The following is a 23,455-nucleotide window of genomic DNA, read 5'->3' on the forward strand; positions in this document are numbered from 1 at the left end:
CAGCCCTTCGCGGGGACGGCACTTCGGGCAGCCGCTACGCTCTGAAATGAGCGAGATTCGCGTCGACGTACCCAGGAGCACGCCATGTTCAGACCGCTACCGATCACCTTGCAGCGCGGGGCCTTGCGCCTGGAGCCCATGGTGGAGGCCGACGTGCCCGAGCTGGTGGCCCTGGCGGAAGCGAACCGCGAGGTGCTGCAGTTCATGAGCGCACCGGGGCGTCCGGACTGGTACCGCCAGGGGCTGGCCGACCAGCGCGAAGGCCGTGCGCTGCCGCTGGTGGTACGCCTGGGCAACGAGATCGTCGGCACCACCCGCTTCATGGACTTCCTCCCGGCATTGCCGGCCTGCGAGATCGGCGCCACCTGGCTGGACCAGGCGCAGCACGGCAGCGGCCTGAACGCCACCATGAAGTACCTGATGCTGCGCCATGCCTTCGACAGCTGGAAGATGGTCCGCGTGCAACTCAAGACCGCCGCCAGCAACCTGCGCTCGCAGCGCGCCATCGAGAAGCTCGGCGCGGTACGCGAAGGTGTGCTGCGCAACCACCGGCGCCTGGCCGGCGGTCGTCTAGACGACACCATCCTCTACAGCATCACCGACCAGGAATGGCCACAGGTGAAGGCTGCGCTGGAGGCCGGTTTCAACGGCTGAGTGGTAATCTGTTTGCAGCTTCAAAACCCCTGACCCTAACCCTCTCCCCATGGGAGAGGGGACCGATCGGCACCGGATGAAACCGTTGTGTCAGCTGGCACGGGTTGCTCCCTCTCCCATTGGGAGAGGGCTGGGGTGAGGGAAAAGCACAGGCACAGTCGCCCAGCATTGGCTTTTGTCCCTGTAGGACTCGGCGCATGGCAGGTCCTGTAACGGAGTAACGCATGACAGACCACCACGCGAGCGGCGAACGCACCCGCTTCTGGCGCGCCCAGGAGCTGGGCGGCGTCGAGCTGCTGCACGCGCGCTACATCGAACAGGTGTTCTCGCCCCACGTCCATGAAGGTTTCGCCTTCGTGATGATCGAGCAGGGCGCGCAGCGCTTCCACCATCGCGGCGCCGAGCATTTCGCGCCGGCCGGCAGCGTGGTGCTGATCAATCCGGACGAAGTCCACACCGGCTCCAAGGCCGACGAAGCCGGTTGGCGCTATCGCGGTTTCTACCCGGAGCTGGCGCAGGTCTCCGGGATACTGGACGAACTGGAGCTGGGCGGAGGCGGCACGCCGTCCTTCGATGCCAGCGTGGTACACGACCCCGAGCTGGTACAGGCGCTGTTCGCCGCCCACCGTCTGCTGGATGTCGAGGCCACCGTGTTGCAGCGTCAGACCTGCTGGCGCGAGGCGCTCCTGTTGCTGTTCCAGCGCCATGCGCGGATTCCCGATGCGCCTCCTGCCGGCAACGAGCCCGTCGCCGTGGCGCGGGCTCGCGAACTGCTCGGCTCGCGGCTGACGGAGCCGCCGTCGCTGGAAGAACTGGCCGCTGCCGTCGGCCTGTCGCCATTCCACTTCGCCCGGGTGTTCCGCAAGGCCACCGGCCTGCCACCCCACGCCTGGCTCAAGCAGCGCCGCCTGGAACAGGCCCGTGCGCTGCTCAAGCAGGGCTGTGCGCCGGTGAGCGTGGCGATGCAATTGGGCTTTTCCGACCAGAGCCATCTCAGCCGCCAGTTCAAGCAGGCCTACGGCGTCGGCCCCGGCGAATATCGGCAGGCCTGTGCGAGATCGTTCCGGTCGGTGTGAGGCGCTGGCGTGGTTTCGGCAGTGTGGGCGCCTGGGCTTTTGCCCTTTGAAAAGCTGAATCTGATGCATCGGGAAATATCTATCATTTGATATAGATTTTCATTTACGAATTTTACGATTTGACGTACTTTGCGCCTCCTTCACGAAGTGCCCGGGGGAGGGTGAAGCATGTCGTCCGTTCGTTCATGGTCGCGCCTGGCGATCGCCGTTGCTCTGGCCACGCCGCTGCTGCCGGCTCAGGCCGAGGAAGACAGCAAGGAGCTGGAGGCCGTCACCGTGGTTGGCGACTGGCTCGGCGACGCCGATCAGCAGGTGGTGCAGAACCACCCCGGCGCGCGCACCGTGGTGCGCCGCGAGAAGATGATCGAAGAGGGGGCGCAGAACGTGCGTGACGTGCTGCGCGGCATTCCCGGCGTGCAGGTGCAGGACAACAACGGCACCGGCGGCAGCGACATCTCCCTCAACGTGGGGGTGCGCGGCCTGACCTCGCGCCTGTCGCCGCGCTCCACCGTGCTCATCGACGGTGTGCCGGCCGCCGTGGCGCCCTACGGGCAGCCGCAGCTGTCGATGTTCCCGCTGTCGGTGGGCAACCTCGACAGCGTCGACGTGGTGCGTGGCGCCGGCTCCGTGCGCTACGGCCCGCAGAACGTCGGCGGGGTGATCAACTTCGTTACCCGGGCGATTCCCAAGGAATTCTCCGGCGACGTCGGCACCACCAGCGAGACCGCTTCCCATGGCGGCTGGAAGAACCTCTACAGCGCCTTCCTCGGCGGCACCGCCGACAACGGCATCGGTGCCGCGCTGCTGTATTCGGGCGTGAAAGGCGCGGGCTACCGCGACAGCAACGACGCCACCAGTATCGACGACGTGATGTTCAAGACCCATTGGGCACCGACCGATGCCGACGAGTTCTCGGCCAACTTCCACTACTACGACGGCACCGCCGACATGCCCGGCGGCCTGACCCAGGCACAGTTCGACGACGACCCCTACCAGTCGGTGCGCGACTACGACAACTTCACCGGCCGTCGCAAGGACGTCTCGCTCAAGTACAAGCGGCAGGTCGACGACCTCACGCAGGTGGAAGTGCTGACCTACTACAGCGACAGCTTCCGCGGCAGCAATATCGCCAACCGCGACCTCAGGACCCTCGCGTCCTACCCGCGCGACTACCACACCTTCGGCATCGAGCCGCGGGTGTCGAGGATCTTCATGGTCGGCCCGACCACTCAGGAAGCCAGCGTCGGCTATCGCTATTTGAAGGAAGCCATGCACGAGCGCGCCAACCAGGTCGGCCTGGTGAACAATGTCCCGACTCCGATTCCCGGCGCCGACGGCCATACCTACCAGGACCGCACCGGCGGCACCGAGGCCAACGCGATCTACCTAGACGACAAGATCGACGTGGGTAACTGGACGGTGACCCCGGGCATCCGCTTCGAAAGCATCTCCACCGACTGGCATGAGCGTCCGGTGCTCGACAACAAGGGCAAGCCGGTCCAGGAGAAGAAGCGCAGCAAGGACTACAACGAGCCGCTGCCGGCGCTGGCGGTGATGTATCACCTGTCGGACGAGTGGAAGCTGTTCGCCAACTACGAAACCTCCTTCGGCAGCCTGCAGTATTTCCAGCTCGGCCAGGGCGGCAGCGGCAACGACACCGCCAACGGCCTGCAGCCGGAAAAGGCCAAGACCTACGAAGTGGGCACCCGCTACGACAATGGTGCGTGGGGCGGCGAGGTGACGCTGTTCTACATCGACTTCGACGATGAGCTGCAGTACATCAGTCGCGATGTGGGCTGGACCAACCTGGGGGCCACCAAGCACCAGGGCATCGAGACCTCGATGCACTACGACATGGCGGCGCTCGACCCGATGTTGTCCGGCCTGACGGCGTACGGCACCTTCACCTACACCCGCGCCACCTACGAGGGTGATATCCCCGGCTTCCAGGGCCGCGACCTGCCGCTGTACTCGCGCCAGGTGGCCACCGTCGGCCTGCGTTACGAGCGCGACCGCTGGACCTACAACCTGGACGGTTTCGCCCAGTCCAGGCAGCGCGCGCCCGGCCCGACCACCGACTCCAGCGGCAACTTCACCGGCGACTACATCACCGAGCCGACCGCCGATGGCCAGTACGGCGACATCCCCGGCTACATGCTGTGGAACGTGCGCGCCGGCTATGACTTCGGTCCGCAGCTGTCGAACCTGAAGCTGGCCGCCGGGGTGAAGAACCTCTTCGACCAGATGAACTACACCCGCTCCAGCGACAATAACGCCGGTATCTACCTGGGCGAGCCGCGCACCTTCCTCGTGCAGGGCAGCGTTGGGTTCTGAGTAGGTCGCAGCCTGAGCAAAAGCCCGTCTTCGTGACGGGCTTTTTCTTGCCCGTGCGCAGGCGCCGATTAAGCTGCGCGGGTGGAATTGTGCGGAAAATGTGGCTTTGCTTCAGGCTGTTGCCGTCAAATCCGTGCTGTCATTCCGGCCACGGGCCATCACGCAGGTAAACAAGGACGATGACTGAACATTCGCAATTCGCCCTCCTGGGCAAGAAGCGTTTCCTGCCATTCTTCGTCACCCAGTTGCTGGGTGCGTTCAACGACAACATCTTCAAGCAATCGCTGATCCTGGCGATCCTCTACCACCTCACCGTCAGCGGCGACCGCAACCTGCTGGTCAACCTCTGCGCGCTGTTGTTCATCCTGCCGTTCTTCCTGTTCTCCGCCCTGGGCGGCCAGTTCGGCGAGAAGTTCAACAAGGATGCGCTGATGCGCGCGCTGAAGCTGGCCGAGGTGGGCATCATGCTGGTCGGCGCCGCCGGCTTCGTGTTCGGGAGCCTGCCGCTGCTGTTCCTCGCCCTGTTCGCCATGGGCACCCACTCGGCGCTGTTCGGTCCAGTGAAGTATTCGATCCTGCCGCAGCACCTGCAGGAGAACGAGCTGGTGGGCGGCAACGCCCTGGTGGAAATGGGCACCTTCCTCGCCATCCTCTGCGGAACCATCGGTGCGGGCATCCTGATGTCGCGGCAGGACTACGCCGTCGGCGTCGGTATCGCCGTGGTTCTGGTCGCCGCCTGCGGTTACCTCGCCAGCCGCAACATTCCCCGCGCGGCGGCGGCACTGCCGGAGCTGAGCATCGACTGGAACATCTTCCGGCAGTCCTGGAGCATCCTCATGCTCGGCCTGCGCCAGCGCCCGGCGGTGTCGCGCTCGCTGGTGGGCAACTCCTGGTTCTGGTTCCTCGGTGCGGTCTACCTCACCCAGATCCCGACCTACGCCAAGGAGCTGCTGCACGGCGACGAAAGCGTGGTGACGCTGATCCTCACCGTGTTCTCGGTGGGCATCGCGCTGGGCTCGATGCTCTGCGAGAAACTCTCGGGCAAGAAGGTGGAAATCGGCCTGGTGCCCTTCGGCTCCATCGGCCTGAGCCTGTTCGGCATCCTGCTCTGGTGGCATTCGGGCGGCTTCCCGCAGGGCGAGCAGCCTTACCATTGGCTGGCGGTGCTGGAGCATTCGCAGTCCTGGGCGGTACTGGCCGACATCCTCGGCATCGGCATCTTCGGCGGCTTCTACATCGTGCCGCTGTACGCGCTGATCCAGGCACGCACCGACGAGGACAAGCGCGCGCGGGTGATCGCCGCCAACAACATCCTCAACGCGCTGTTCATGGTGGTCGCGGCAATCGTCTCGATCCTGCTGCTGTCGGTGGCGAAGCTGACGATCCCCGAGCTGTTCCTCGTGCTGTCGCTGATGAACGTCGCGGTGAACGTCTACATCTTCAAGATCGTCCCCGAGTTCACCATGCGCTTCCTGGTGTGGCTGCTGACCCACTCGATGTACCGGGTCGACCACCGCAACCTCGACGTCATCCCCGACGAGGGCCCGGCGGTGCTGGTGTGCAACCACGTGTCCTTCGTCGATGCGCTGCTCATCGCCGGTTCCGTGCGCCGCCCGGTGCGCTTCGTCATGTACTACAAGATCTTCCGCATCCCGGTGCTCAACTTCATCTTCCGCACCGCCGGCGCGGTGCCGATCGCCGGGCGCAATGAAGACCCGGCGACCTATGAGCAGGCCTTTGCCAAGGTCGCCGAGTACCTGCGCGAAGGGGAGGTGGTGTGCATCTTCCCCGAGGGCATGCTGACCCTGGATGGCGAGATGAACGAGTTCCGCAGCGGCGTGGAGCGGATCATCGCGGAAACCCCGGTGCCGGTGATCCCGATGGCGTTGCAGGGGCTGTGGGGCAGCTTCTTCAGCCGCGACCCGAGCAAGGGATTCTTCCGCCGCATCTGGTCGCGGGTGTGCCTGGTGGCCGGCCAGCCGGTGCCGCCGCAGGACGCCAAGCGCCTGGCGCTGCAGGAGCAGGTTGCGGCCCTGCGCGGCGCGGCCCGCTGACTTTCGTTGGCGCAAAGAAAAAGCCCCGGCAGTGCCGGGGCTTTTTCATGGGCGTGTCGCGGTTCAGATGACCTGAACTTCGTCAGCCTGCAGGCCCTTCTGGCCTTCAACCACGATGAAGGAGACCTTCTGGCCTTCCTGCAGCGATTTGAAGCCGGTGCCCTGGATGGAGCGGAAGTGCACGAAGACATCGTTGCCGCTTTCCGGAGTGATGAAGCCGAAGCCCTTGGCGTCGTTGAACCACTTGACGGTGCCGGTCTGACGATTCGACATGGAATTACACCTTGAACAATTGAATATTGTTGTGCGGAAAAGCCCGCGCTCGTCCTGAGTTGCAGGGTGCAGTCGAAGCCGGGTGACGGGGAATGGCCCCATCAGGTCACGAGCCGCAGTGACGCAAGCAAACACAGTGGGCCGCAGCATACCGACAAATTTTCGGGAAAGCGACAGCCCGCCGGCATCGAAATCGATGCAGCGTCAGTGGCTCAGTTTCAGGCCAACCAGCCCGCAGAGGATCAGCGCAACGCTGAGCATGCGTACCGGTGCCATGGATTCGCCGAACAGCCAGATGCCAACGGCAACGGTGCCCAGCGCGCCAATGCCGGTCCAGATGGCGTAGGCGGTGCCCAGCGGCAGGTTCTTCATGGCCAGGCCCAGCAAGCCTACGCTGGCGGCCATCGCCAGGGCGGTGAGGACCGAGGGAACCAGGCGGGTGAAACCTTCGGTGTACTTCAGGCCGACGGCCCAGGCGACTTCGAACAGGCCGGCGACGAACAGAATGATCCAGGACATGCAGGACTCCAGGCGGTGGATGGATTGAAGGGCCGTCCCCGCTGGAACACCGGAAGGTGGTGAGGTCGTCCTCACTATGTGCATTATTTTGCACAAATCCGGCGCTCCGGGCAAGCCGGGCGCCGGATCGGGACTTCAGTCCGTGGCCTGTTCCCGCGCGGGCGACTCGTCGGTCATGCGCCGGAACCAGGTGGAAAGCGTCGCCCCGGAGATGTTGTGCCAGACGCTGAACAGTGCGCTGGGCACTGCCGCCAGTGGCGAGAAGTGCGCGCTGGCGAGGGCCGCGCCAAGGCCGGAGTTCTGCATGCCGACTTCCAGGGCCAGCGACTTGCGCTGCGCCAGCGGCAGGCCGAAGAGCTTGGCAGTGAAGTAGCCGAGCAGGAAGCCGAAGCCGTTGTGCAGGATCACCACGGCCAGGATCAGTAGGCCGGACTCGGCGATCTTCGCCTGGCTGGCCGCCACCACGGCGGCGACGATGATCACGATGGACACCACCGAGACCAGCGGCAGCACGTCCACCACGTGGCGCACCCGTGCACCGAGCACGCGCTGGGCGACCAGGCCGAGCACGATGGGTACCACCACCACCTGCAGGATCGACCAGAACAGCGCGCCAAAGGATACCGGCAGCCAGGCCGAGGCCAGCAGCCAGATCAGCGCCGGGGTGAGCAACGGGGCGAGGAGGGTAGTGACGCCGGCGATGGCCACCGACAGCGCCAGGTCGCCGCGCGATAGCCATGTCATTACGTTGGAAGCCGTGCCGCTGGGGCAGCAGCCGACCAGGATCACGCCCACGGCGATTTCCGCCGGCAGGTGCATCATTTGGCAGAGCAGCCAGGCCACGCCGGGCATGATCACGAAGTGGGCGATCACCCCGAGGGCGACGCGCCAGGGATGCCGGGCGACTGCGGCGAAGTCCTCGACCTTGAGCGTCAGGCCCATGCCGAACATCACCACGCCGAGCATCGGCACGATGGCGGGCGTGAGCGGGGTGAAAAGGCTGGGGACGAAGAACGCCAGGATGGCGAAGAGCAGCACCCAGAGGGCGAAGGTGTTGCCCATGAAGCGGCTGAGCAGGATGAGAGCACGCATGGGCCGTCCTTCCTGTTATGTGAGCCTTGTGGGAGTGACAGGCGCCGCGCGGAGGCGGCGCCTGCCGGGGCGTCAGATACCTTCCGGCATCGCTTCGCCGCCGAGGGCTTCGACCAGCGCCGGGAGGAACTCGGCGAAGGTCAGCATCATCAGGGTGAAGCTGGCGTCGAGCTGGCCGAGGGCGTCTTCGCCGCCGTCCTGTTCCGCCTTCTCCTGCAGCATGTCTTCGAAGCGCAGGCGCTTGATCACCACCTTGTCGTCGAGGACGAAGGACAGCTTGTCCGACCACGCCAGGGACAGCTGGGTGACCAGCTTGCCGGCGGTCAGGTGCAGCTGGATTTCCTCGCTGGTGAGGTCCTGGCGCTTGCAGCGCACCACGCCGCCGTCTTCGTGGGTGTCGCGCAGCTCGCACTCGTCGAGGACGAAGAAGTCGCCCGCGGCCTCCTGGGTCTTCACCCATTCGGTCAGGGTGGCGGTCGGCGCGACCTTCACCGTCAGCGGGCGCACCGGCAGCGAGCCCAGGGCTTCGCGCAGGGTGGACAGCAGGTCTTCGGCCTTCTTCGCGCTGGAGGAGTCGACCAGGATCAGGCCGAGGCTCGGGGCGATGGCGGCGAAGGTCGCCGAACGGCGGATGAAGGCGCGCGGCAGCAGGGTCTGGACGATCTCGTCCTTGAGCTGGTCGCGCTCCTTCTTGTAGACCTTGCGCATCTGCGCGGTCTCGATTTCGTCGACCTTGTCCTTCAGGGCGTCACGCACGACGCTGCCGGGGAGGATGCGCTCTTCCTTGCGCGCGCTGATCAGGAAGAAGCCTTCGCTGGCATGGACCAGCGGGGCATCCGGGCCCTTGCCGAAGGGGGCGGAGAAGCCGTAGGTGGTCAGTTCCTGGCTGGCGCAGGGGCGTGCCGGCTTGCTGGCCAGGGCCTTCTCCAGGGCATCGGCGTCGATCTGCAGATCCTGGGTGAGGCGGTATACGAGCAGGTTGCGGAACCACATGAGGGGCAAACTCCTGGACACAAAGGCCCCATTATTCCGTCAGGCGCTTTCCAGGCCAACCCCGTTTTGTCTTTCACGCACTTCATCTAAGCCTTTGGAACATCTGAAAATTTTTTTCATCGAGGGGCTTGCCAGCCTCCCATCTCCTCCGTAGAATGCGCCCCACTTCGAGAGTGAAGGGTGATTAGCTCAGCTGGGAGAGCATCTGCCTTACAAGCAGAGGGTCGGCGGTTCGATCCCGTCATCACCCACCAAACTCGAGGTCCGACGCAGCGGTAGTTCAGTCGGTTAGAATACCGGCCTGTCACGCCGGGGGTCGCGGGTTCGAGTCCCGTCCGCTGCGCCATATTTCGAAAAGCCCTCAGGTAGCGATACCTGAGGGCTTTTTCTTTGCGCGCGGGAAAGCCGCGCCAGTTCGCATTCCTTCGACCTGCCCGCCGAACATATCCTGTTAATTTTCCTATAAGTTTGCTGTGGGAACTTCTCCTGTGGCAGGGGTTCCTATTGCCCATAGCCACTGGCCACGAGCGCCTGATAAGCTCGCGGCTTCAAAGACCCTGCCATGACGGCGTAAAGACAAGGATTCAGCATGAAACAACATCGGTTGGCGGCAGCGATCGCGCTGGTCGGCCTGGTTCTCGCGGGCTGCGACAAGCAAGCCGCTGAAGTGGAACTGAAGACCCCCGCGCAGAAGGCCTCCTACGGCATCGGCCTGAACATGGGCAAGAGCCTGGCCCAGGAAGGCATGAACGACCTCGACTCCAAGGCTGTCGCCCTGGGTATCGAGGACGCCGTCGGCAAGCAGAAGCAGAAGCTGACCGACGAAGAGCTGACCGAAGCCTTCTCCTTCCTGCAGAAGCGTGCTGAAGAGCAACTGGCCAAGAAGAACTCCGAAGCCCTGGAAGCCGGCAAGAAGTTCCTCGAGACCAACGGTAAGCGCGAAGGCGTCGTGACCACCAAGTCCGGTCTGCAGTACGAAGTCGTGAAGAAGGCCGACGGTCCGCAGCCCAAGGCCACCGATGTGGTCACCGTTCACTACGAAGGCAAGCTGGTCGACGGCACCGTGTTCGACAGCTCCATCCAGCGTGGCAGCCCGATCGACCTGCCGGTTGGCGGCGTGATCCCGGGTTGGGTCGAAGCCCTGCAACTGATGCACGTCGGCGAGAAGATCAAGCTCTACATCCCGAGCGAGCTGGCCTACGGTGCGCAGAGCCCGAGCCCGACCATTCCGGCGAACTCCGTGCTGGTGTTCGACCTGGAACTGCTGGGTATCAAGGATCAGAATCAGCCGGAAGCGCCGGCGCCGGAAGCGACCCAGGAAGCTCCGAAGCAGAACTGAGTACCTTCGTACCAATGAAAACGCCCCGTTACCCACGGGGCGTTTTCGTTTTTGCGGGACCGGCTCTGGAACGGCACACTGACCCAATGGTCTGTTTGGGGGTGGACGTGGCGTTGGTGTTACGCTTATGCACATATTTGCCGCAGTTGCCCTGATGCCAGGGGCTTGACATCCTGGTGGCCATCGAATAGCCGCAACTGCATGATTTTTAACGCATTTGTCAGGCTGGATAAAAAATCGCCTATCTGTCTGGAGCCCCGATGGCTCGGGCCTTTGGGCGATGTTGGGGCTTTCTTTCAACAGAGTTATCCACAGTAAAGGTGGATAACCTGAACCATTCCTGTCTGGCATTCCTACCGAGGTGACGTGATGAGAAAACCTCCGGGATTCGATCGCTACCTGGACCTCGCCGGTCGTTTCCTGGCCCGTGGCCGGGTGCCGGCGTTGCTGTTCGCGGTGGCGCGCAAGAGCGGCCGCCTGAAGCTGGCCCGCAACGACCTGAAGCTGCTGCAGGAGCTGCTGGTGGCCTGGGTGCGCGGGGAGTATCGCGGCATCAGTTCCCAGGCCCTGGTGTCGGTCGTGGCGGCGCTGCTGTATTTCCTGGCGCCGGTGGACCTGGTGCCTGACTGGCTGCTGGGGGTGGGGTTCCTTGATGACCTGGCCGTGCTGGCCTGGGTCGTGCGCCGCTGGCAGTCGGAGATCGATGCCTTCAAGGTGTGGCGGGACGGCCAGGGCGTGGAGACCCGCGAGGCGCTCGCACAACTGCCGGCGCCGGTTCAGCGCCGCTGACGCAACAGCTGGTTCTGCTGGACGAGCATGCGCTGGATCGATCCATCGTCCACCAGGGTCTGCAATGCCGCGTCGAGGCGTTCGGCGGGGATCGGCAGGGTTGGGCCATAGGAGCAGCGGATCGAATAGCGCTGCAGGACGTCGGGATTGACCCGGACGGTCAGGTTCGGATGTTCCCGCAGCAGGAATTCCAATGGCCGGCGCATGTCGACGATGGCGTCCAGGCGATTGTGTTCGAGCATGTGCAGGCGGGTTTCCAGGTCGCGCACGTCGTCGCGGCGGATCGCATGGCTGGCGAAGGCCTCCATCAGGGCTGGCGGGTAGACGTAGCCAAGGCTGGTGCCGAGCGTACGGCCGCGAAGCGCGTCGAGCGTGTTGAAGGCTGGCGTATCGCTGCGTTGCGCCAGAACGTCTTCTTCCTCGAAAAGGCTGGGCGACCAGTGCAGTTTTTCCGGTGCGCTCATCCATTGCGGGTTGTTGATGCACAGCAGCTGGATGCTGCCTTGTTGCAGCGAAGCTTCCACGCGTTTGTCGGGAGTCTCGATGAAGCGAACCTGGAGGTTCAGGAGTTGTCCGACTCTTTCGCCCAGATCGCGGACGAAGCCGTGCGCCAATTCGTGGTCAATACTTTCCACGTAGGGCATTCCGTTGCTTGGCGAGTAGCCCCAGCGCAGTTCCTCGGCGCCGCAGAGGGCGCTGGTCAGGCAGAGGCAGATCAGGAGAAGACGCTGCAAGTCGGTCCCCAGGTTCGGCGGGCGGTGACGGCAGCAGCAGTATAGCCGGCACAGGTGCCGGTCAGGCTGTTAAGATGGCGGCCTGCAAGGAGTGTTGTCATGAACGTGCAAGTCATCATGCGTGACGGCGAGGCGGAATACGCCGTTGTTCCCTGGGCCGAATACCAGGCACTGCTGGCTGCCGCCGGCCGCGGCGCCGCACAGGTGGTCCAGCCCGCCGCAGCACCCGTATCCGATGAGGCTCCGAACTGGAAATCCCTGCGCGAGGCGCGCGGCCTTTCCATCGAGACGCTGGCGCGCGCGGTGGGCATCAGTCCGTCGTACCTCGCCCTCATCGAGAATGGCGAGCGCGAGGCCAGCGATGCCATCCAGCACGGCCTGCGCCGTGCCCTGGGCAGTGGGGAGTCCGGTTCTTGAGCGTACAGATCAGCCGCAAACACTGGGAAGGCCTGCTCGGTGAGCTGGAAGACGCCCGCCGCCAGCGCCATCTGTTGACCTACCGGGCGCTGATCGAGCGCCTGCAATTGCCGACACCGGCGATGACCACCCTGACTGCCGCCCTTGAACATCTTGCCGCCCTGGATGCCCGCGCCGGGCGTCCGCTGCGCAGTTCGCTGGTGATCAGCCAGGGCGCGAGCCGTCTGCCGCGTACCGGCTTCTTCGAATGCGTGGAGCGCCTCGGGCGTTTTTCCGGCGCGCCGGATGGTCCGGCCGCGGCGGGTTGGCATGCGGCGGAAGTGGTGCGGGTCTTCGAGTTCGAGTACCCCGAGGAGCTTTGAGGTGGCGACGCCCCGTGAGCAGTACTGGCGCTGGCGCGCACAGCTGACCTACGGCGTGGCGCGGCGCCTGATGGGGTGGCCATGGCTGGTGCGCCAGCCAAGCGCCTGGCAGTGGATGCAGGGGCAGTTCTCGCGCATGGCCAATCTGGGCGACACCGCTGCGCAGAGCTTCTACGGACACTTGCTGCTGTTCCGCGGGCAGGGCCTGGGCGCTCGCGAGGAAGGGCTGCGTCTGCTGCGCCTGGCTGCCAGTAGCGGTGATGCCAAGGCGGCGTACCAGGTTGGCGTGCAACTGCTTAAAGGTGATACGCGACACGCCGCCGATGCGCAGGAAGCCGCGCGCTACTGGGGACAGGCTGCCGATGGCGGCCATCCACTGGCGGCGCGCCAGCTGGCGGAGCTGTACCGTAGTGGCGGCCCAGGGCTGCCGGCGGATGAGGCGCAGGCCGCGCGCTTCGAGGCGCGCGCCCATCAGCTTGGACTCTGAGTTCAGCCAGCGCTGAGGATGTGCAGGCTGTAGCCGGGCACCGCCTTGGCGTGCCGCTTGGCTTCCGAGGCCAGCCCCGCCAACTGCCCGGCATCCAGGCGCGCGCAGGCGTCGGGTGTGAGATGCACGATACCGATCGACAACGACAGCAGCGGGAATTCCTCCCGCTGTCCGTGGCGGTTGTGCGAGACGAAGCAGCCTGCTTCGAGGTGCTCGCGGCTATAGAAGCGCCGGCACTGTCCCTGGAAGTCCTCCAGCAGGTGATTCAGGCGTTCGCGCCAGTCCCGGGTGCCCAGCACCAGCATGAAATCATCGCCACCGATATGGCCGACGAAGTCCTGTGCCGGGTCCACCCGTTCGCCCAGACATTGCGCCAGGCACAGCAGCACTTCGTCGCCGCGCGCATAGCCGTAGAGGTCGTTGAAGGGCTTGAAGCTGTCGATGTCCACATAGCACACCGCGGCTTCCCGGCCTTGTTGCAGCAGCCGGGTCAGGCACTGCTGGATCGGCACGTTGCCGGGCAGCAGGGTCAGCGGGTTGGCATGGCGAGCCTGGCGGATCTTCTGTTCGGTGATCAGCTTGAGCACATCGATCACCCGGCCCAGGCCCAGGTAGCGGCCATTCAGGGTGATGATGAAATCTTCCTCGATCCGTTGCCGTGCGCGGCTGGTCAGCAGGCGGCTGACCTGTTGCAGCGACTGGCTGCGCTCCACCGCGAGGAAATCGCTGCTCATCAGCCGGCTGATCGGCTTGCGCGCATACAGCTCCGGTGCGAAGGGCTTGAGCAGTGCATCGGACAGCGCATGGCGATGCACGATGCCTACCGGTTGCCCGTGCGCGTCGAGCACGGCGACGGAGTTCAGGTTGGCCTGAGCGCGGAAGGCTTCCAGCACGTCGCTGATCGGAGTGTCGTCGCGCACCGACGGCTGTTCGAGCAGCAGCGGTTGCAGGTCGGAGGCTTCGTCGGCGAGCAGGCTGCCGCTGGCGTCCACCTCCGGCAGCAGGCCGCGCGCCTCGCGCGGCGGCTGCTCGCTGGGGCGGCCGAACAGATAACCCTGCACCAGGTCGATACCCATTTCCGAAAGCACCGCGAGTTCTTCGGCGAGCTCGATGCCTTCGGCGATGACCTGGGCACGCGAGGCGTGGGCCATCTTCAGGATGGAGCCGACGAACTCGCGCTTCACCGTGTCCAGGTGAATGCCTTCGATGAAGTGGCGGTCGATCTTTACATAATCGGGGCGCAGCTCCGACCACAGGCGCAGGCTGGAATACCCCGCGCCGAGGTCGTCCAGGGCAATGGAGAAGCCCATTGCCCGGTAGTGATGAAGCGCGGTGTCGAGCAGGCTGAAATCCTCGATGGGCGTCTGCTCGGTGAGTTCGATCACCACGTCGTTGGGCGAGATGCCGAAGGTCTGCAATAGCTGCAGGGTGCGGCCGGGCTGGTGGGTGGGTTCCAGCAGCGATTCGGGGGATACGTTGAGAAACAGCTTGCCGTCGAGCTTCAGGTCACGAAAGCGCGTGCATGCCGTGCGTCGGCAGAGCAGTTCGAGCTGGCTCAGGCGGCCGCTGCTGCGGGCGATGCTGAACAGTGGCAGGGGCGAGTGCAGGGGGCCGTTGGACGGGCCGCGGGTGAGGGCCTCGTAGCCGATCAGGCGCCGTTCGGAGAGCGACAGGATGGGCTGGAACAGGCAGTGCAGGTCGCCGTGAGCAAGGATCTGGTCCAGGGCGCTCAACTGCTCGGTGACGGTCATGACGGTTCTCGGTGGATGAAAATGCAAAGGGCCGGTTTCCCGGCCCTGTGCATTTCACGACAGTGTCATGACGCTTTGATTACATCCGATCAGTGTTTGGCGACCTGCGAATCCAGGTTCAGGTAGTCGATCAGGATGTGCCCGGACTCGGTCAGGTAGGCGTCGTCCTGCGGCTTGGTCTTGTCCTCCTCGGGCAGGGCGTTCTCGTCTTCCTTCTTCAGCTCCTTGAGCGGTTCCTGGCCCTTGGATTTGCGCAGGGTGTTCTCCATGGCCAGCTGGCGGTTCTCGATGCTGGTCTGCTGGGCCCGGCGCTTGGCTTCGTTGAGGGTGACGGTCTTCTCTTTCATCAGCTCCTGGGCCAGCGCCAGACGCTCGCGGGCGTAGACGAAGTCGGCGTTGTTCGCGGTGCGCGCGTCATGCCGGCTGCGCAGCTGGTCGAGGAACGGCTTGAACGGGTCGGCCTGGGCCTTGAGCACCGGCTTGATGGTGTCCCACGGCATGGAGTCGGGCAGGGCGCTCTCGCCGATTTCCTTGTCGTCGACGATGGACGGGTAGCTGATGTCCGGGATCACGCCCTGGTGCTGGGTGCTCTGGCCGGAGACGCGGTAGAACTTGGCCAGGGTCAGCTTCAGCTCGCCATGGTTGAGCGGCTGGATGGTCTGCACGGTGCCCTTGCCGAAGGTCTGGCCGCCGACGATGAGCGCGCGGTGGTAGTCCTGCATGGCGCCGGCGAAGATCTCCGACGCCGAGGCGGACAGGCGGTTGACCAGTACGGTCATCGGGCCGGTATAGAAGGCCTTGCCCTCGTCATCGTTGAGCACGTCGACGCGCCCGTCGCTGTTGCGCACCAGCACGGTCGGGCCCTGGTCGATGAACAGGCCGGTCAGCTCGGTGGCCTCCTGCAGGGAGCCGCCGCCGTTGTTGCGCAGGTCGATGACGATGCCGTCGACCTTGTCCTTCTGCAGCTCGGCGATCAGCTTCTTCACGTCGCGGGTGGTGGACTTGTAGTCCGGATCGCCCGCACGGTAGGCCTTGAAGTCGAGGTAGAAGGCCGGCACGTCGATGATGCCCAGCTTGTAGGCCTTGCCTTCGTGGTCGAGGGTGATTTCCGATTTCTTCGCCGCCTGGTCTTCCAGCTTCACCGCCTCGCGGGTGATGGTGACGATCTTGCTGGTCTGGTCATTCGGCGCGTTGGTGGACGGAATCACTTCCAGGCGGACCTGCGAGCCTTTCGGGCCGCGGATCAGCTTGACCACTTCGTCCAGGCGCCAGCCGACCACATCGACCATTTCGCCCTTGCCCTGGGCGACGCCGATGATCTTGTCGGAGGTGGCGATCTGCTTGCTCTTCTCAGCCGGGCCAGCCGGTACCAGGCGCACGACCTTCACGTAGTCGTTGTCGCTCTGCAACACGGCGCCGATGCCTTCCAGCGACAGGCTCATGTTGATGTCGAAGTTTTCCGCGCTGTCCGGCGACAGGTACTGGGTGTGCGGATCGTAGGTCTGCGCGAAGGCGTTGATGTAAGCCTGGAAGATGTCTTCGCTGCGGGTCTGTTCCAGGCGCATCAGCTGGTTCTTGTAGCGCTTGGTCAGCTGCTCCTGGATGGCCTTGTTGTCCTTGCCGGCGATCTTCAGGCGCAGGACTTCGTCTTTCACCTTCTTGCGCCACAGGTCGTCCAGCTCGGCGCTGTTCTTCGCCCAGGGTGCCTTCTCGCGGTCGATCTCGAGGGATTCGTTGGTGGTGAAGTCGATCTTGTCGACGCCCTTGCCGAGCATCGCCAGGGCGAAGTCCAGGCGCTCCTTCAGGCGGTCCAGATGACGCTTGTAAATGGTGAACCCCGGGTCCAGCTCGCCGCTCTTGAGGAAGTCGTCGAACTGGGTGCGCCAGGGAGCGAACTGGTCGATGTCGGCGGCGGTGAAGTACATGCGCGCCGGGTCGAGGATCTTCAGGTAGCTGTCGTAGATCTTCGCCGAGCGATCGTCGTTCAGCGGCGGTTTGTTGTAGTGATGGCGCTTGAGCAGCTCAACGATGTTGAGGCTGGCGATCACCTGGTCCCGGTCCGGCTGCAGGCCGTCCCAGACGTTCGGGCTGCTGGTGGCAGCGAACGAGGACAGGGCGGTCGCGCCGAGGATGAACAACAGGGCGGTGCGGGGCAAAAATCGCTTCATGCTGATTCGACTGATCGCGGAGTTATGACGCATATTAGGCCTTAATTGGCGGCGCCGGGTTCAATCGCTGGTGAATTCGGCGCAGAAAAAGGGCCCGACCATACGGAGCGGGCCCTGCGAAGTCACTATGGAGGCAGCGTGAACGCATTGCAAGGTATCGAAGGGCGGGTGGAATGGGCTGAGCGTCCTTCTCCGACCTGCGCACAGGGGCAGATCCGCATCCAGGTCGCTGCCGCCGGTCTCAACCGCGCCGACCTGTTGCAGGTGGCCGGCCTGTACCCGCCGCCGCCGGGGGCCAGCGATATCATTGGCCTGGAATGTTCCGGGGTGGTCACCGAGGTGGGCGCCGGCAGCACCTGGCAGGTGGGCGACCGGGTCTGCGCGCTATTGGCGGGCGGCGGCATGGCCGAGGAAGTGGTGGTAGACGAGCGCCACGCGCTGGCAGTGCCGGCTGGCCTGTCCCTCGCCGAGGCCGCTGCGCTGCCCGAGGTCTACGCCACTGCCTGGCTGAACCTGTTCATGCTCGGTGCCTTGCAGCCGGGCGAGAAGGTCCTGCTGCACGCGGGCGCCAGCGGCGTCGGTTCGGCCGCTATCCAGCTGTGCAAGGCCTTCGGCAGTCCGTGCTGGGTCAGCGTCGGTTCGGCCGATCGCCTCGCCTACTGCGAGGGCCTGGGGGCCGAGGGTGGCGTGCTGCGTGGCGAGAGCCTCGAAACCCTTCGGGACTTCGCGCCGTTCGACGTGATCCTCGATCCGGTGGGCGCCAACTACGCCAAGCTGGACCTGGAGATCCTCGGTCGCGATGGTCGATGGGTGGTCATCGGGCTGATGGGTGGTCGCAAGGCCGAGCTGGATCTGGCCCTGCTGCTGGGCAAGCGCATCCAGCTGATCGGCTCGACCCTGCGTTCGCGAGATGCCGACTTCAAGGCGCACCTGATGGCGGAACTGGGACAGAAGGTCTGGCCATTGTTCGAAACTGCCAAACTGAGCCCGCAACTGGAGCGAACCTTCCCCATCGGCCAGGCACAGACGGCCTTCGATGCACTGGCCAGTAACCAGGTGCAGGGCAAGGTGGTGCTGCTGATCGACGAAGGCCTGAAGTAATCAGGCGCCGGACGCAGGGAGTGCGAGCATGGCGGACACAGAGGGAATCGCCGGCAACGGCGAAGCGCTGAGGGACTTCTGGAGCCTGCCGGGCTGGCTCAATGGGCTGTTCTGGCTGCTCCAGTTCAGCCTGAGCGCCGCAGCGGGCGCGCTGGCGGTGCTGCTGTCGATGTTGTGGATGCCCGAGGGGGCGATCTGGAGCCTGTCGGGCATAGTCGCCGGTCTCTTCATCGTTTACCTGTCCGTTCTCGTCCATGAGTTGGGGCATTTGCTGGCTGCACGCTGGGCCGGCATGACCGTCCTGCGCATGCGCGTCGGACGCCTGGATATCCGGCTGCTGCGCAAAGGCTGGAAACCGGGCTTTGCGCCGCGCCTGCAAAAACGCCTGCAGGGTTTCGTCATGGCGTTCGCCGACCCACGCACTCCCTGGCGGCGGCAGCATATGTGCTTCGTTGCAGGCGGGCCGCTGGCGAATCTGCTGCTTGCCGTGCTGGCCGGTGCCCAGGGGGCATGGCTGGCTCCCGGTGCCGCCCACGGCGTGCTGCTGGCATTCGCCGCTTGCAACGCCTGCATGGGCGTCGCCAATCTGCTGCCGGTGGAGCGCAAGCCGCAGGTCAGTGATGGGCTCTGGCTGTTGCGCTGGTGGCGCGGAGTGGATGTCGATCATCCCAGGCTGGCCTTCGCCCGGCTGATGGGGGCCGCCTGTGCGGGGCAGTGCGCCGATCAGGCGGATCCTGCGGATCTGCACTTGCTGGAGGCCCAGGGGCAGCCCATGTCCCTGCTGGCGCTGTACATCCGCCTCCGGGGCCTGCTCGTGCAGGGGCGTTGGGCGGAAGCGGCCGCGCTGGAGGCGGTGTTCCAGGCGCAACGTTCGGCACTGCCGGAGGCGATGCTGCGTCCGCTGTACGATCTCTTGCGGTTGATGGAAACCGAACTGGCATTCGCCCAGGCGATGGCCAGCAAGAGTGCCCTTGGCTTGTTCGACGAACTGCTGCCGAGTCGGCTGCAGCGGGAATACGCCAGCATCTGGGCGCGTTGCCTGGCTCTGCGCGCGGTATTGGCCGGCGACGACGGGGAGCGTCGTCGTCAGTTTGCGCGGGGGTTGGAGCACGCCGCGCTGTCGCCCGATCTTTCCATGGAGAAAGAAGAGGCGCGAATCCAGCAGGGCATGCTCAAGTTCCTGCGCGGCTGAGCGGGGTCAGCGCCAGGCGAGGCTGTCCCAGCCCATTTTCTGCGCATGCTCCAGCAGCACCGGATCGGCGTTCACCACATGCGGGTGGCCGACCAACTTGAGCAGCGGCAGGTCGTTGCGCGAATCGGAGTAGAAGTGTGCTTCGGCCAGCGGGCTGTCGTCGCCCTCCAGCAGGTCGAGCAGGCGCAGCACCTTGCCTTCGCGGTAGGTCAGCACGCCCACGGTGCGCCCGGTGTAGTGGCCGTTCACCACTTCCAGGTCGATGGCCAGCACCTCGTCGATGCCGATGCGTTCGGCGATGGGCTGCACCAGGTGCACGCCCGAGGCGGAGATCACCAGCGGACGGTCGCCGGCCTCGCGGTGGCGGGCGAGGGTGGCGCAGGCATCGCTGTGGATCAGCGGTTCGATCACGTCCTCGACGAAGGTGCCTACTTCACGCTCGATTTCCTCGACGCTGCGCCCGGCCATCGGCTCCAGGGCGAAGGCCATGTAATCCTCCATGGGCAGCTTGCCCTGCGCGTACAGCGCCATCAGCTCGGCGTCGCGCTTGAGGAACGACTCCGCATCCACCCAGCCCAGGTCGGCCATGCGCTGGCTCCACAGGCTCGCGCAGTCGCCGTCGATCAGGGTGTCGTCGAGGTCGAAAATCACCAGGGCCATCAGGCCACCTCCCGAATACTTTCAATGTCGATTTGCAGGCCGAGCTCGGTGCCGGCCGGGTACAGGCGCTCGGCGCTGCGATTGAGGACGTCCACGGTCAGTTCGACGCCGGCGGCGTCCACCCGGTAGCGGATCACGTTGCCCAGCAGGCTGTGGGAGAGTACCCGAACCGGGATGCCGTCGCTTGCCTCGGCGCTCAGGCGCAGGGATTCCGGGCGGATCGCTACCTTCTGCTGGAAGGGCCGGTCCAGCAGGCGGGTGGCCTGGGCGGCTTCGAGCAGGTTGTAGTTGCCGATGAAACCGGCGGCGAAGACGTTTTCCGGCGCGGTGTAGAGGGTCTCGGCGTCGCCGCTCTGGACGATGCGCCCGGCGTTCATCAGCACGATGCGGTCGGAGAGCGTCAGCGCTTCTTCCTGGTCGTGGGTGACGAACACCGTGGTCAGTTTCAGCTCCTGCTGGATGCGCCGGATCTGCTCGCGCAGGTGTTTGCGGATGCGCGCGTCCAGCGCCGACAGCGGCTCGTCGAGCAGCAGCAGGCGCGGGCGGGTGACCAGCGAGCGAGCCAGGGCGACGCGTTGGCACTGGCCACCGGAGAGCTGGTGCGGGTAGCGCGAGGTCAGCGGGCCGAGTTCGACCATCTCCAGCACTTCGCGCACGCGCTGGGCGGACTCCGCCGGCGGTACCTTCTGCATGCGCAAGCCGAAGGCGACGTTCTGCTCCACAGTCATGTTGGGGAACAGCGCGTAGCTCTGGAACACCATGGCGATGCCGCGCTTCTGCGGGCTCTTGGGCACGATGTCCTCGCCGTCCAGCAGGATGCGTCCGCTGTCCACCGCGGTGAGGCCGGCGATGCAGCGCAGCAGGGTGGATTTGCCGCAGCCGCTGGGGCCGAGCAGGGTGACGAACTCGCCGCGCTCGGCGGCGAAGTCGATGTCCTGGAACACCGTTGTGGTGCCGTAGCTCTTGTTCAGTGTCTCGACGCTGAGGAAGCTCATGCCTTGTCCTTGCTTAAACGGTTGGCCGCCCAGGTGAGCAGCAGGACGAAGAGGAAGTAGGAGACCACCACCGCACTGGTGTAGTGGCCGCTGCTGTTGCGCATATTGTTGAGGAACACCTGCAGCGTTTCGTAGCGGGTGCCCACCAGCAGGTTGGCGAAGACGAATTCGCCGATGAGGAAGGAGAAGGACAGGAACAGTGCCACCATCAGGCCCTTGCGCAGATTCGGCAGCACCACCAGCAGGGCGGCCTGCCAGGTGCTGGCGCCGAGTAGGTGGGCGGCGTCCATCAGGTCATGCAGGTTGATCGCCTGCAGGTTGTTGCTGATCGCCCGGTACATGAAGGGCAGGGCGATGGTGAAGTAGCAGCCGATCAGCACCCAGGGCGTGCCGATCAGTGGCAGCGGCCCGGCCGCGTAGAGCTGCAGCAGGCCGACCGAGGAGACCACCGGCGGTACCGCGAAGGGCAGCAGGATCAGCACGTTCATCAGTGCATCCAGGCGCGGGAAGTAGTAGTGCACGACGAACATCAGCGGCAGCACCAGCACCACGCTCAGCACCAGCGAGCCGAAGCACACCAGCAGCGACTGGCCGAAGGCGGTGAGGAAGCGTGGATCGCTCCACAGCGTGAAGTACCACTTCAGGGTCAGGCCGTCGGGCAGCACGCTGGCGCTCCAGGAGGTGGCCAGCGAGTAGAGCAGGGTGGCGGCCAGCGGCAGCAGCAGGATCAGGAACAGCGCATAGACCACCACGCGGTGGTAGAGCGGACTAGCGTTTCGCGACATGGTAACTCCGGCGCAGCAGCCACTGATGGACGAGGGTGATCAGGGTCATCAGGCCGACCAGGAACATCGCCAGCGCGCTGGCCATGTTCGGGTCGAGGAACACGTCGCCCGAGACCAGGCCGGCGATGCGGATGGTGACCACGTTGAAGTTGCCGGTGGTCAGCGAGTACACCGTGGCGTAGGCGCCCAGGGCGTTGGCCAGGAGGATGACGAAGGTGCCCAGCAGCGCCGGGGTCAGCACCGGAATGCCGATGTGCCGCCAGAACGCCCAGTGGCTGGCGCCCAGCAGCGCGGCGGACTCGCGCCAGTCTTCGCGCAGGGCGTCGAAGGCGGGGAACAGCAGCATCACCCCCAGCGGAATCTGGAAGTAGGTGTAGAGGATGATCAGGCCGGTCTTCGAGTAGAGGTTGAAGTCCTCGATGATCCCCGCCTGCTTGAGCAGCAGGGTGATGGCGCCGTTGAAGCCGAGGATGATGATGAAGGCGAAGGCCAGCGGCACCCCGGCGAAGTTGCTGGTCATGTTGGCGAAGGCCATCACGAAGTCGCGCAGCCTGCTGTCCACCTGACGCAGCGAGTAGCTGCCAAGTACTGCGATGAGCAGGCCGATCAGGCTCGACCAGATCGATATTTCCAGGCTGTAGCGGATCGCCTGGCGGTAGAACGGCGAGCCGAGGATCTCGGCGAAGTTGCCCAGCCCCCAGGCATCGCTGGTGCGCAGGCTGTTCACCGCGACCCAGGCCAGCGGGGCGACCTGGAAGGCAATGAAGAACACCGCGAAGGGCAGCAGGCAGAGCAGGGCGATGAGTTTTCCGCGATTCGATCTCATGCCTTGAGCAGCTCCCGGCAGACGGGTTTGTCGTGGGCGGCGCCGAGGATTTCGCACAGCGTGCCGCACAGTTCGACCTGACGCGGCCGCGCCTGGTCGTCGAGGCTGAAGGCGTCGCCGAAGACGAACAGTGGCACTTCGCGCTCCTCGGGGAGGATGCCGCCGTGGCTGCGGTCGTCGTTCATGCCGTGGTCGGCGGTGACCATCACCTGGTAGCCGGCTGCCAGCCACTGGTGCAGGTATTCGGAGAGGATGATGTCGACGTGGCGCGCGCTGTTGCGGTACTGCGGCGTGCCCAGGCCGTGCTTGTGGCCGGCGTCGTCGATGTTCATCGGGTGCACCAGCAGGCAGTTCGGCGCATGCCGGCGGCGCAGCGACTCGGCGTCGGTGAACAGGTGCGAGTCGGGGTAGTGGTCGGTCCAGTAGAAATGGCCGTGCTGGATCGGCAGGGATTCGTCGTCGGTGTGGCGGTCGCGGGCTGGATCGAAGGGCGTGCGGTTGTACAGCTCGCTGACCCAGTTGTAGGCCGCCGCGGCGGTGGTCAGGCCGGCGGCGCGGGCGTAGTGGAACAGGCTGCGCTGGTTGGACAGGCGCGACACGTCGTTGTGCAGGATGCCGCTGTCGATCGGGCGTACGCCGGTGAGAATGCATTCGTAGAGCGGGCGCGACAGCGAAGGCAGCTCGCATTCGAGCCGGTAGAGCCGGCCGCGGCCGGCGTTGCACAGGGCCTGCAGGTGGCCCATGCAGTCGTGGGCGACGCTGTAGTTGAGGCCGTCGAGGACGACCAGGATGACGTCGTGGCGCATGGGGCGGGGCCTTTGTCGGAACGCAAAACCGCCCCGGCGAACCGGGGC

23 protein-coding genes and 2 tRNA genes are annotated in these 23,455 nt (G+C 65.1%); 13 read left to right on the forward strand and 12 right to left on the reverse strand.

Going from position 1 to position 23,455, the window contains the following annotated elements:
* The first annotated feature begins 84 nt into the window (after positions 1–84).
* The 4 genes from ACQ5BL_RS01840 (at position 85) to ACQ5BL_RS01855 (ending at position 6,118) form a co-directional block, all read left to right on the forward strand.
* On the forward strand, positions 85–654 hold the full coding sequence (locus tag ACQ5BL_RS01840) for a GNAT family N-acetyltransferase (protein ID WP_243805697.1): 570 nt from the start codon (positions 85–87) through the stop codon (positions 652–654).
* Positions 655–878: 224 nt separating this feature from the next.
* Positions 879–1,730, forward strand: a complete 852-nt coding sequence (locus ACQ5BL_RS01845; RefSeq protein ID WP_243805695.1) for a helix-turn-helix transcriptional regulator — start codon at positions 879–881, stop codon at positions 1,728–1,730.
* Positions 1,731–1,898: 168 nt separating this feature from the next.
* On the forward strand, positions 1,899–4,064 hold the full coding sequence (locus ACQ5BL_RS01850; RefSeq protein ID WP_430292767.1) for a TonB-dependent receptor family protein: 2,166 nt from the start codon (positions 1,899–1,901) through the stop codon (positions 4,062–4,064).
* A 179-nt stretch (positions 4,065–4,243) separates the two neighbouring features.
* Positions 4,244–6,118, forward strand: a complete 1,875-nt coding sequence (locus ACQ5BL_RS01855; RefSeq protein ID WP_243805691.1) for an MFS transporter — start codon at positions 4,244–4,246, stop codon at positions 6,116–6,118.
* 63 nt (positions 6,119–6,181) lie between these two features.
* On the opposite strand, the gene ACQ5BL_RS01860 is transcribed toward ACQ5BL_RS01855, so the two are convergent.
* The 4 genes from ACQ5BL_RS01860 to rdgC all read right to left on the reverse strand — a co-directional run bounded on the left by ACQ5BL_RS01860 (position 6,182) and on the right by rdgC (position 8,995).
* Positions 6,182–6,391, reverse strand: a complete 210-nt coding sequence (locus ACQ5BL_RS01860) for a cold-shock protein (protein ID WP_024763416.1) — start codon at positions 6,389–6,391, stop codon at positions 6,182–6,184.
* A gap of 204 nt (positions 6,392–6,595) precedes the next feature.
* The gene (sugE, locus tag ACQ5BL_RS01865) at positions 6,596–6,910 is read right to left on the reverse strand and encodes a quaternary ammonium compound efflux SMR transporter SugE (protein WP_152221668.1); all 315 of its coding nucleotides are present in this window, start codon (positions 6,908–6,910) and stop codon (positions 6,596–6,598) included.
* Between the two features lie 135 nt (positions 6,911–7,045).
* Entirely contained in the window at positions 7,046–8,002 is a 957-nt protein-coding gene (locus ACQ5BL_RS01870) for a bile acid:sodium symporter family protein (protein ID WP_243805689.1), read from the reverse strand.
* Between the two features lie 72 nt (positions 8,003–8,074).
* On the reverse strand, positions 8,075–8,995 hold the full coding sequence (gene rdgC / locus ACQ5BL_RS01875) for a recombination-associated protein RdgC (protein ID WP_207887904.1): 921 nt from the start codon (positions 8,993–8,995) through the stop codon (positions 8,075–8,077).
* Positions 8,996–9,173: 178 nt separating this feature from the next.
* Here rdgC and ACQ5BL_RS01880 point away from each other — a divergent pair.
* The 4 genes from ACQ5BL_RS01880 to ACQ5BL_RS01895 all read left to right on the forward strand — a co-directional run bounded on the left by ACQ5BL_RS01880 (position 9,174) and on the right by ACQ5BL_RS01895 (position 11,123).
* A tRNA-Val gene (locus ACQ5BL_RS01880) sits at positions 9,174–9,249 on the forward strand.
* 15 nt (positions 9,250–9,264) lie between these two features.
* Positions 9,265–9,341, forward strand: a tRNA-Asp gene (locus ACQ5BL_RS01885).
* Positions 9,342–9,584: 243 nt separating this feature from the next.
* Positions 9,585–10,334, forward strand: coding sequence for an FKBP-type peptidyl-prolyl cis-trans isomerase (locus ACQ5BL_RS01890; RefSeq protein ID WP_207887906.1), 750 nt, complete (start codon positions 9,585–9,587; stop codon positions 10,332–10,334).
* A 369-nt stretch (positions 10,335–10,703) separates the two neighbouring features.
* Positions 10,704–11,123: a YkvA family protein gene (locus tag ACQ5BL_RS01895; RefSeq protein WP_207887908.1), complete on the forward strand. Its 420-nt coding sequence runs from the start codon at positions 10,704–10,706 to the stop codon at positions 11,121–11,123.
* Here ACQ5BL_RS01895 and ACQ5BL_RS01900 read toward each other — a convergent pair.
* Positions 11,111–11,857, reverse strand: a complete 747-nt coding sequence (locus ACQ5BL_RS01900; protein ID WP_243805687.1) for a substrate-binding periplasmic protein — start codon at positions 11,855–11,857, stop codon at positions 11,111–11,113. The two genes, ACQ5BL_RS01895 and ACQ5BL_RS01900, sit on opposite strands and share 13 nt — an antisense overlap.
* Positions 11,858–11,956: 99 nt before the next feature.
* Here ACQ5BL_RS01900 and ACQ5BL_RS01905 point away from each other — a divergent pair, with 99 nt between their 5' ends.
* From ACQ5BL_RS01905 to ACQ5BL_RS01915, 3 genes are all read left to right on the forward strand, one after another.
* Entirely contained in the window at positions 11,957–12,274 is a 318-nt protein-coding gene (locus ACQ5BL_RS01905) for a helix-turn-helix domain-containing protein (RefSeq protein WP_207887912.1), read from the forward strand.
* Positions 12,271–12,636, forward strand: a complete 366-nt coding sequence (locus tag ACQ5BL_RS01910; protein WP_152221681.1) for a hypothetical protein — start codon at positions 12,271–12,273, stop codon at positions 12,634–12,636. The genes ACQ5BL_RS01905 and ACQ5BL_RS01910 overlap by 4 nt, the downstream gene beginning before the upstream one ends.
* Positions 12,637–12,706: 70 nt before the next feature.
* Positions 12,707–13,123 carry a tetratricopeptide repeat protein gene (locus ACQ5BL_RS01915; RefSeq protein ID WP_243806121.1) on the forward strand — a complete coding sequence of 139 codons (417 nt, stop codon included), beginning with the start codon at positions 12,707–12,709 and terminating at the stop codon, positions 13,121–13,123.
* A 2-nt stretch (positions 13,124–13,125) separates the two neighbouring features.
* On the opposite strand, the gene ACQ5BL_RS01920 is transcribed toward ACQ5BL_RS01915, so the two are convergent.
* Together ACQ5BL_RS01920 and ACQ5BL_RS01925 are read right to left on the reverse strand one after the other, a co-directional pair.
* Positions 13,126–14,874 carry a GGDEF domain-containing protein gene (locus tag ACQ5BL_RS01920; RefSeq protein WP_243805685.1) on the reverse strand — a complete coding sequence of 583 codons (1,749 nt, stop codon included), beginning with the start codon at positions 14,872–14,874 and terminating at the stop codon, positions 13,126–13,128.
* A gap of 89 nt (positions 14,875–14,963) precedes the next feature.
* On the reverse strand, positions 14,964–17,042 hold the full coding sequence (locus ACQ5BL_RS01925) for a carboxy terminal-processing peptidase (RefSeq protein ID WP_207887919.1): 2,079 nt from the start codon (positions 17,040–17,042) through the stop codon (positions 14,964–14,966).
* 138 nt (positions 17,043–17,180) lie between these two features.
* Here ACQ5BL_RS01925 and ACQ5BL_RS01930 point away from each other — a divergent pair, with 138 nt between their 5' ends.
* Both ACQ5BL_RS01930 and ACQ5BL_RS01935 read left to right on the forward strand, forming a co-directional pair.
* Positions 17,181–18,143 carry an NAD(P)H-quinone oxidoreductase gene (locus ACQ5BL_RS01930; RefSeq protein WP_243805683.1) on the forward strand — a complete coding sequence of 321 codons (963 nt, stop codon included), beginning with the start codon at positions 17,181–17,183 and terminating at the stop codon, positions 18,141–18,143.
* 28 nt (positions 18,144–18,171) lie between these two features.
* Complete coding sequence (locus tag ACQ5BL_RS01935; protein ID WP_243805681.1) at positions 18,172–19,335, forward strand: site-2 protease family protein; 1,164 nt, start codon at positions 18,172–18,174, stop codon at positions 19,333–19,335.
* 6 nt (positions 19,336–19,341) lie between these two features.
* On the opposite strand, the gene ACQ5BL_RS01940 is transcribed toward ACQ5BL_RS01935, so the two are convergent.
* From ACQ5BL_RS01940 to ACQ5BL_RS01960, 5 genes are read right to left on the reverse strand one after another with little or no spacing between them, the layout of a single operon-like run.
* Positions 19,342–19,995: an HAD family hydrolase gene (locus ACQ5BL_RS01940; RefSeq protein ID WP_243805679.1), complete on the reverse strand. Its 654-nt coding sequence runs from the start codon at positions 19,993–19,995 to the stop codon at positions 19,342–19,344.
* Positions 19,995–20,990, reverse strand: coding sequence for an ABC transporter ATP-binding protein (locus ACQ5BL_RS01945; RefSeq protein ID WP_207887927.1), 996 nt, complete (start codon positions 20,988–20,990; stop codon positions 19,995–19,997). The genes ACQ5BL_RS01940 and ACQ5BL_RS01945 overlap by 1 nt, the downstream gene beginning before the upstream one ends.
* Positions 20,987–21,775: an ABC transporter permease gene (locus ACQ5BL_RS01950; protein WP_243805677.1), complete on the reverse strand. Its 789-nt coding sequence runs from the start codon at positions 21,773–21,775 to the stop codon at positions 20,987–20,989. The genes ACQ5BL_RS01945 and ACQ5BL_RS01950 overlap by 4 nt, the downstream gene beginning before the upstream one ends.
* The gene (locus ACQ5BL_RS01955) at positions 21,759–22,601 is read right to left on the reverse strand and encodes an ABC transporter permease (protein ID WP_243805675.1); all 843 of its coding nucleotides are present in this window, start codon (positions 22,599–22,601) and stop codon (positions 21,759–21,761) included. Before ACQ5BL_RS01955 ends, ACQ5BL_RS01950 begins: the two co-directional genes overlap by 17 nt.
* The gene (locus tag ACQ5BL_RS01960; RefSeq protein WP_243805673.1) at positions 22,598–23,407 is read right to left on the reverse strand and encodes an alkaline phosphatase family protein; all 810 of its coding nucleotides are present in this window, start codon (positions 23,405–23,407) and stop codon (positions 22,598–22,600) included. The genes ACQ5BL_RS01955 and ACQ5BL_RS01960 overlap by 4 nt, the downstream gene beginning before the upstream one ends.
* Positions 23,408–23,455 lie beyond the last annotated feature (48 nt).

Origin of the sequence: Pseudomonas sp. B1-22 (assembly GCF_050474425.1) — a bacterium.
Lineage (GTDB): Bacteria > Pseudomonadota > Gammaproteobacteria > Pseudomonadales > Pseudomonadaceae > Pseudomonas.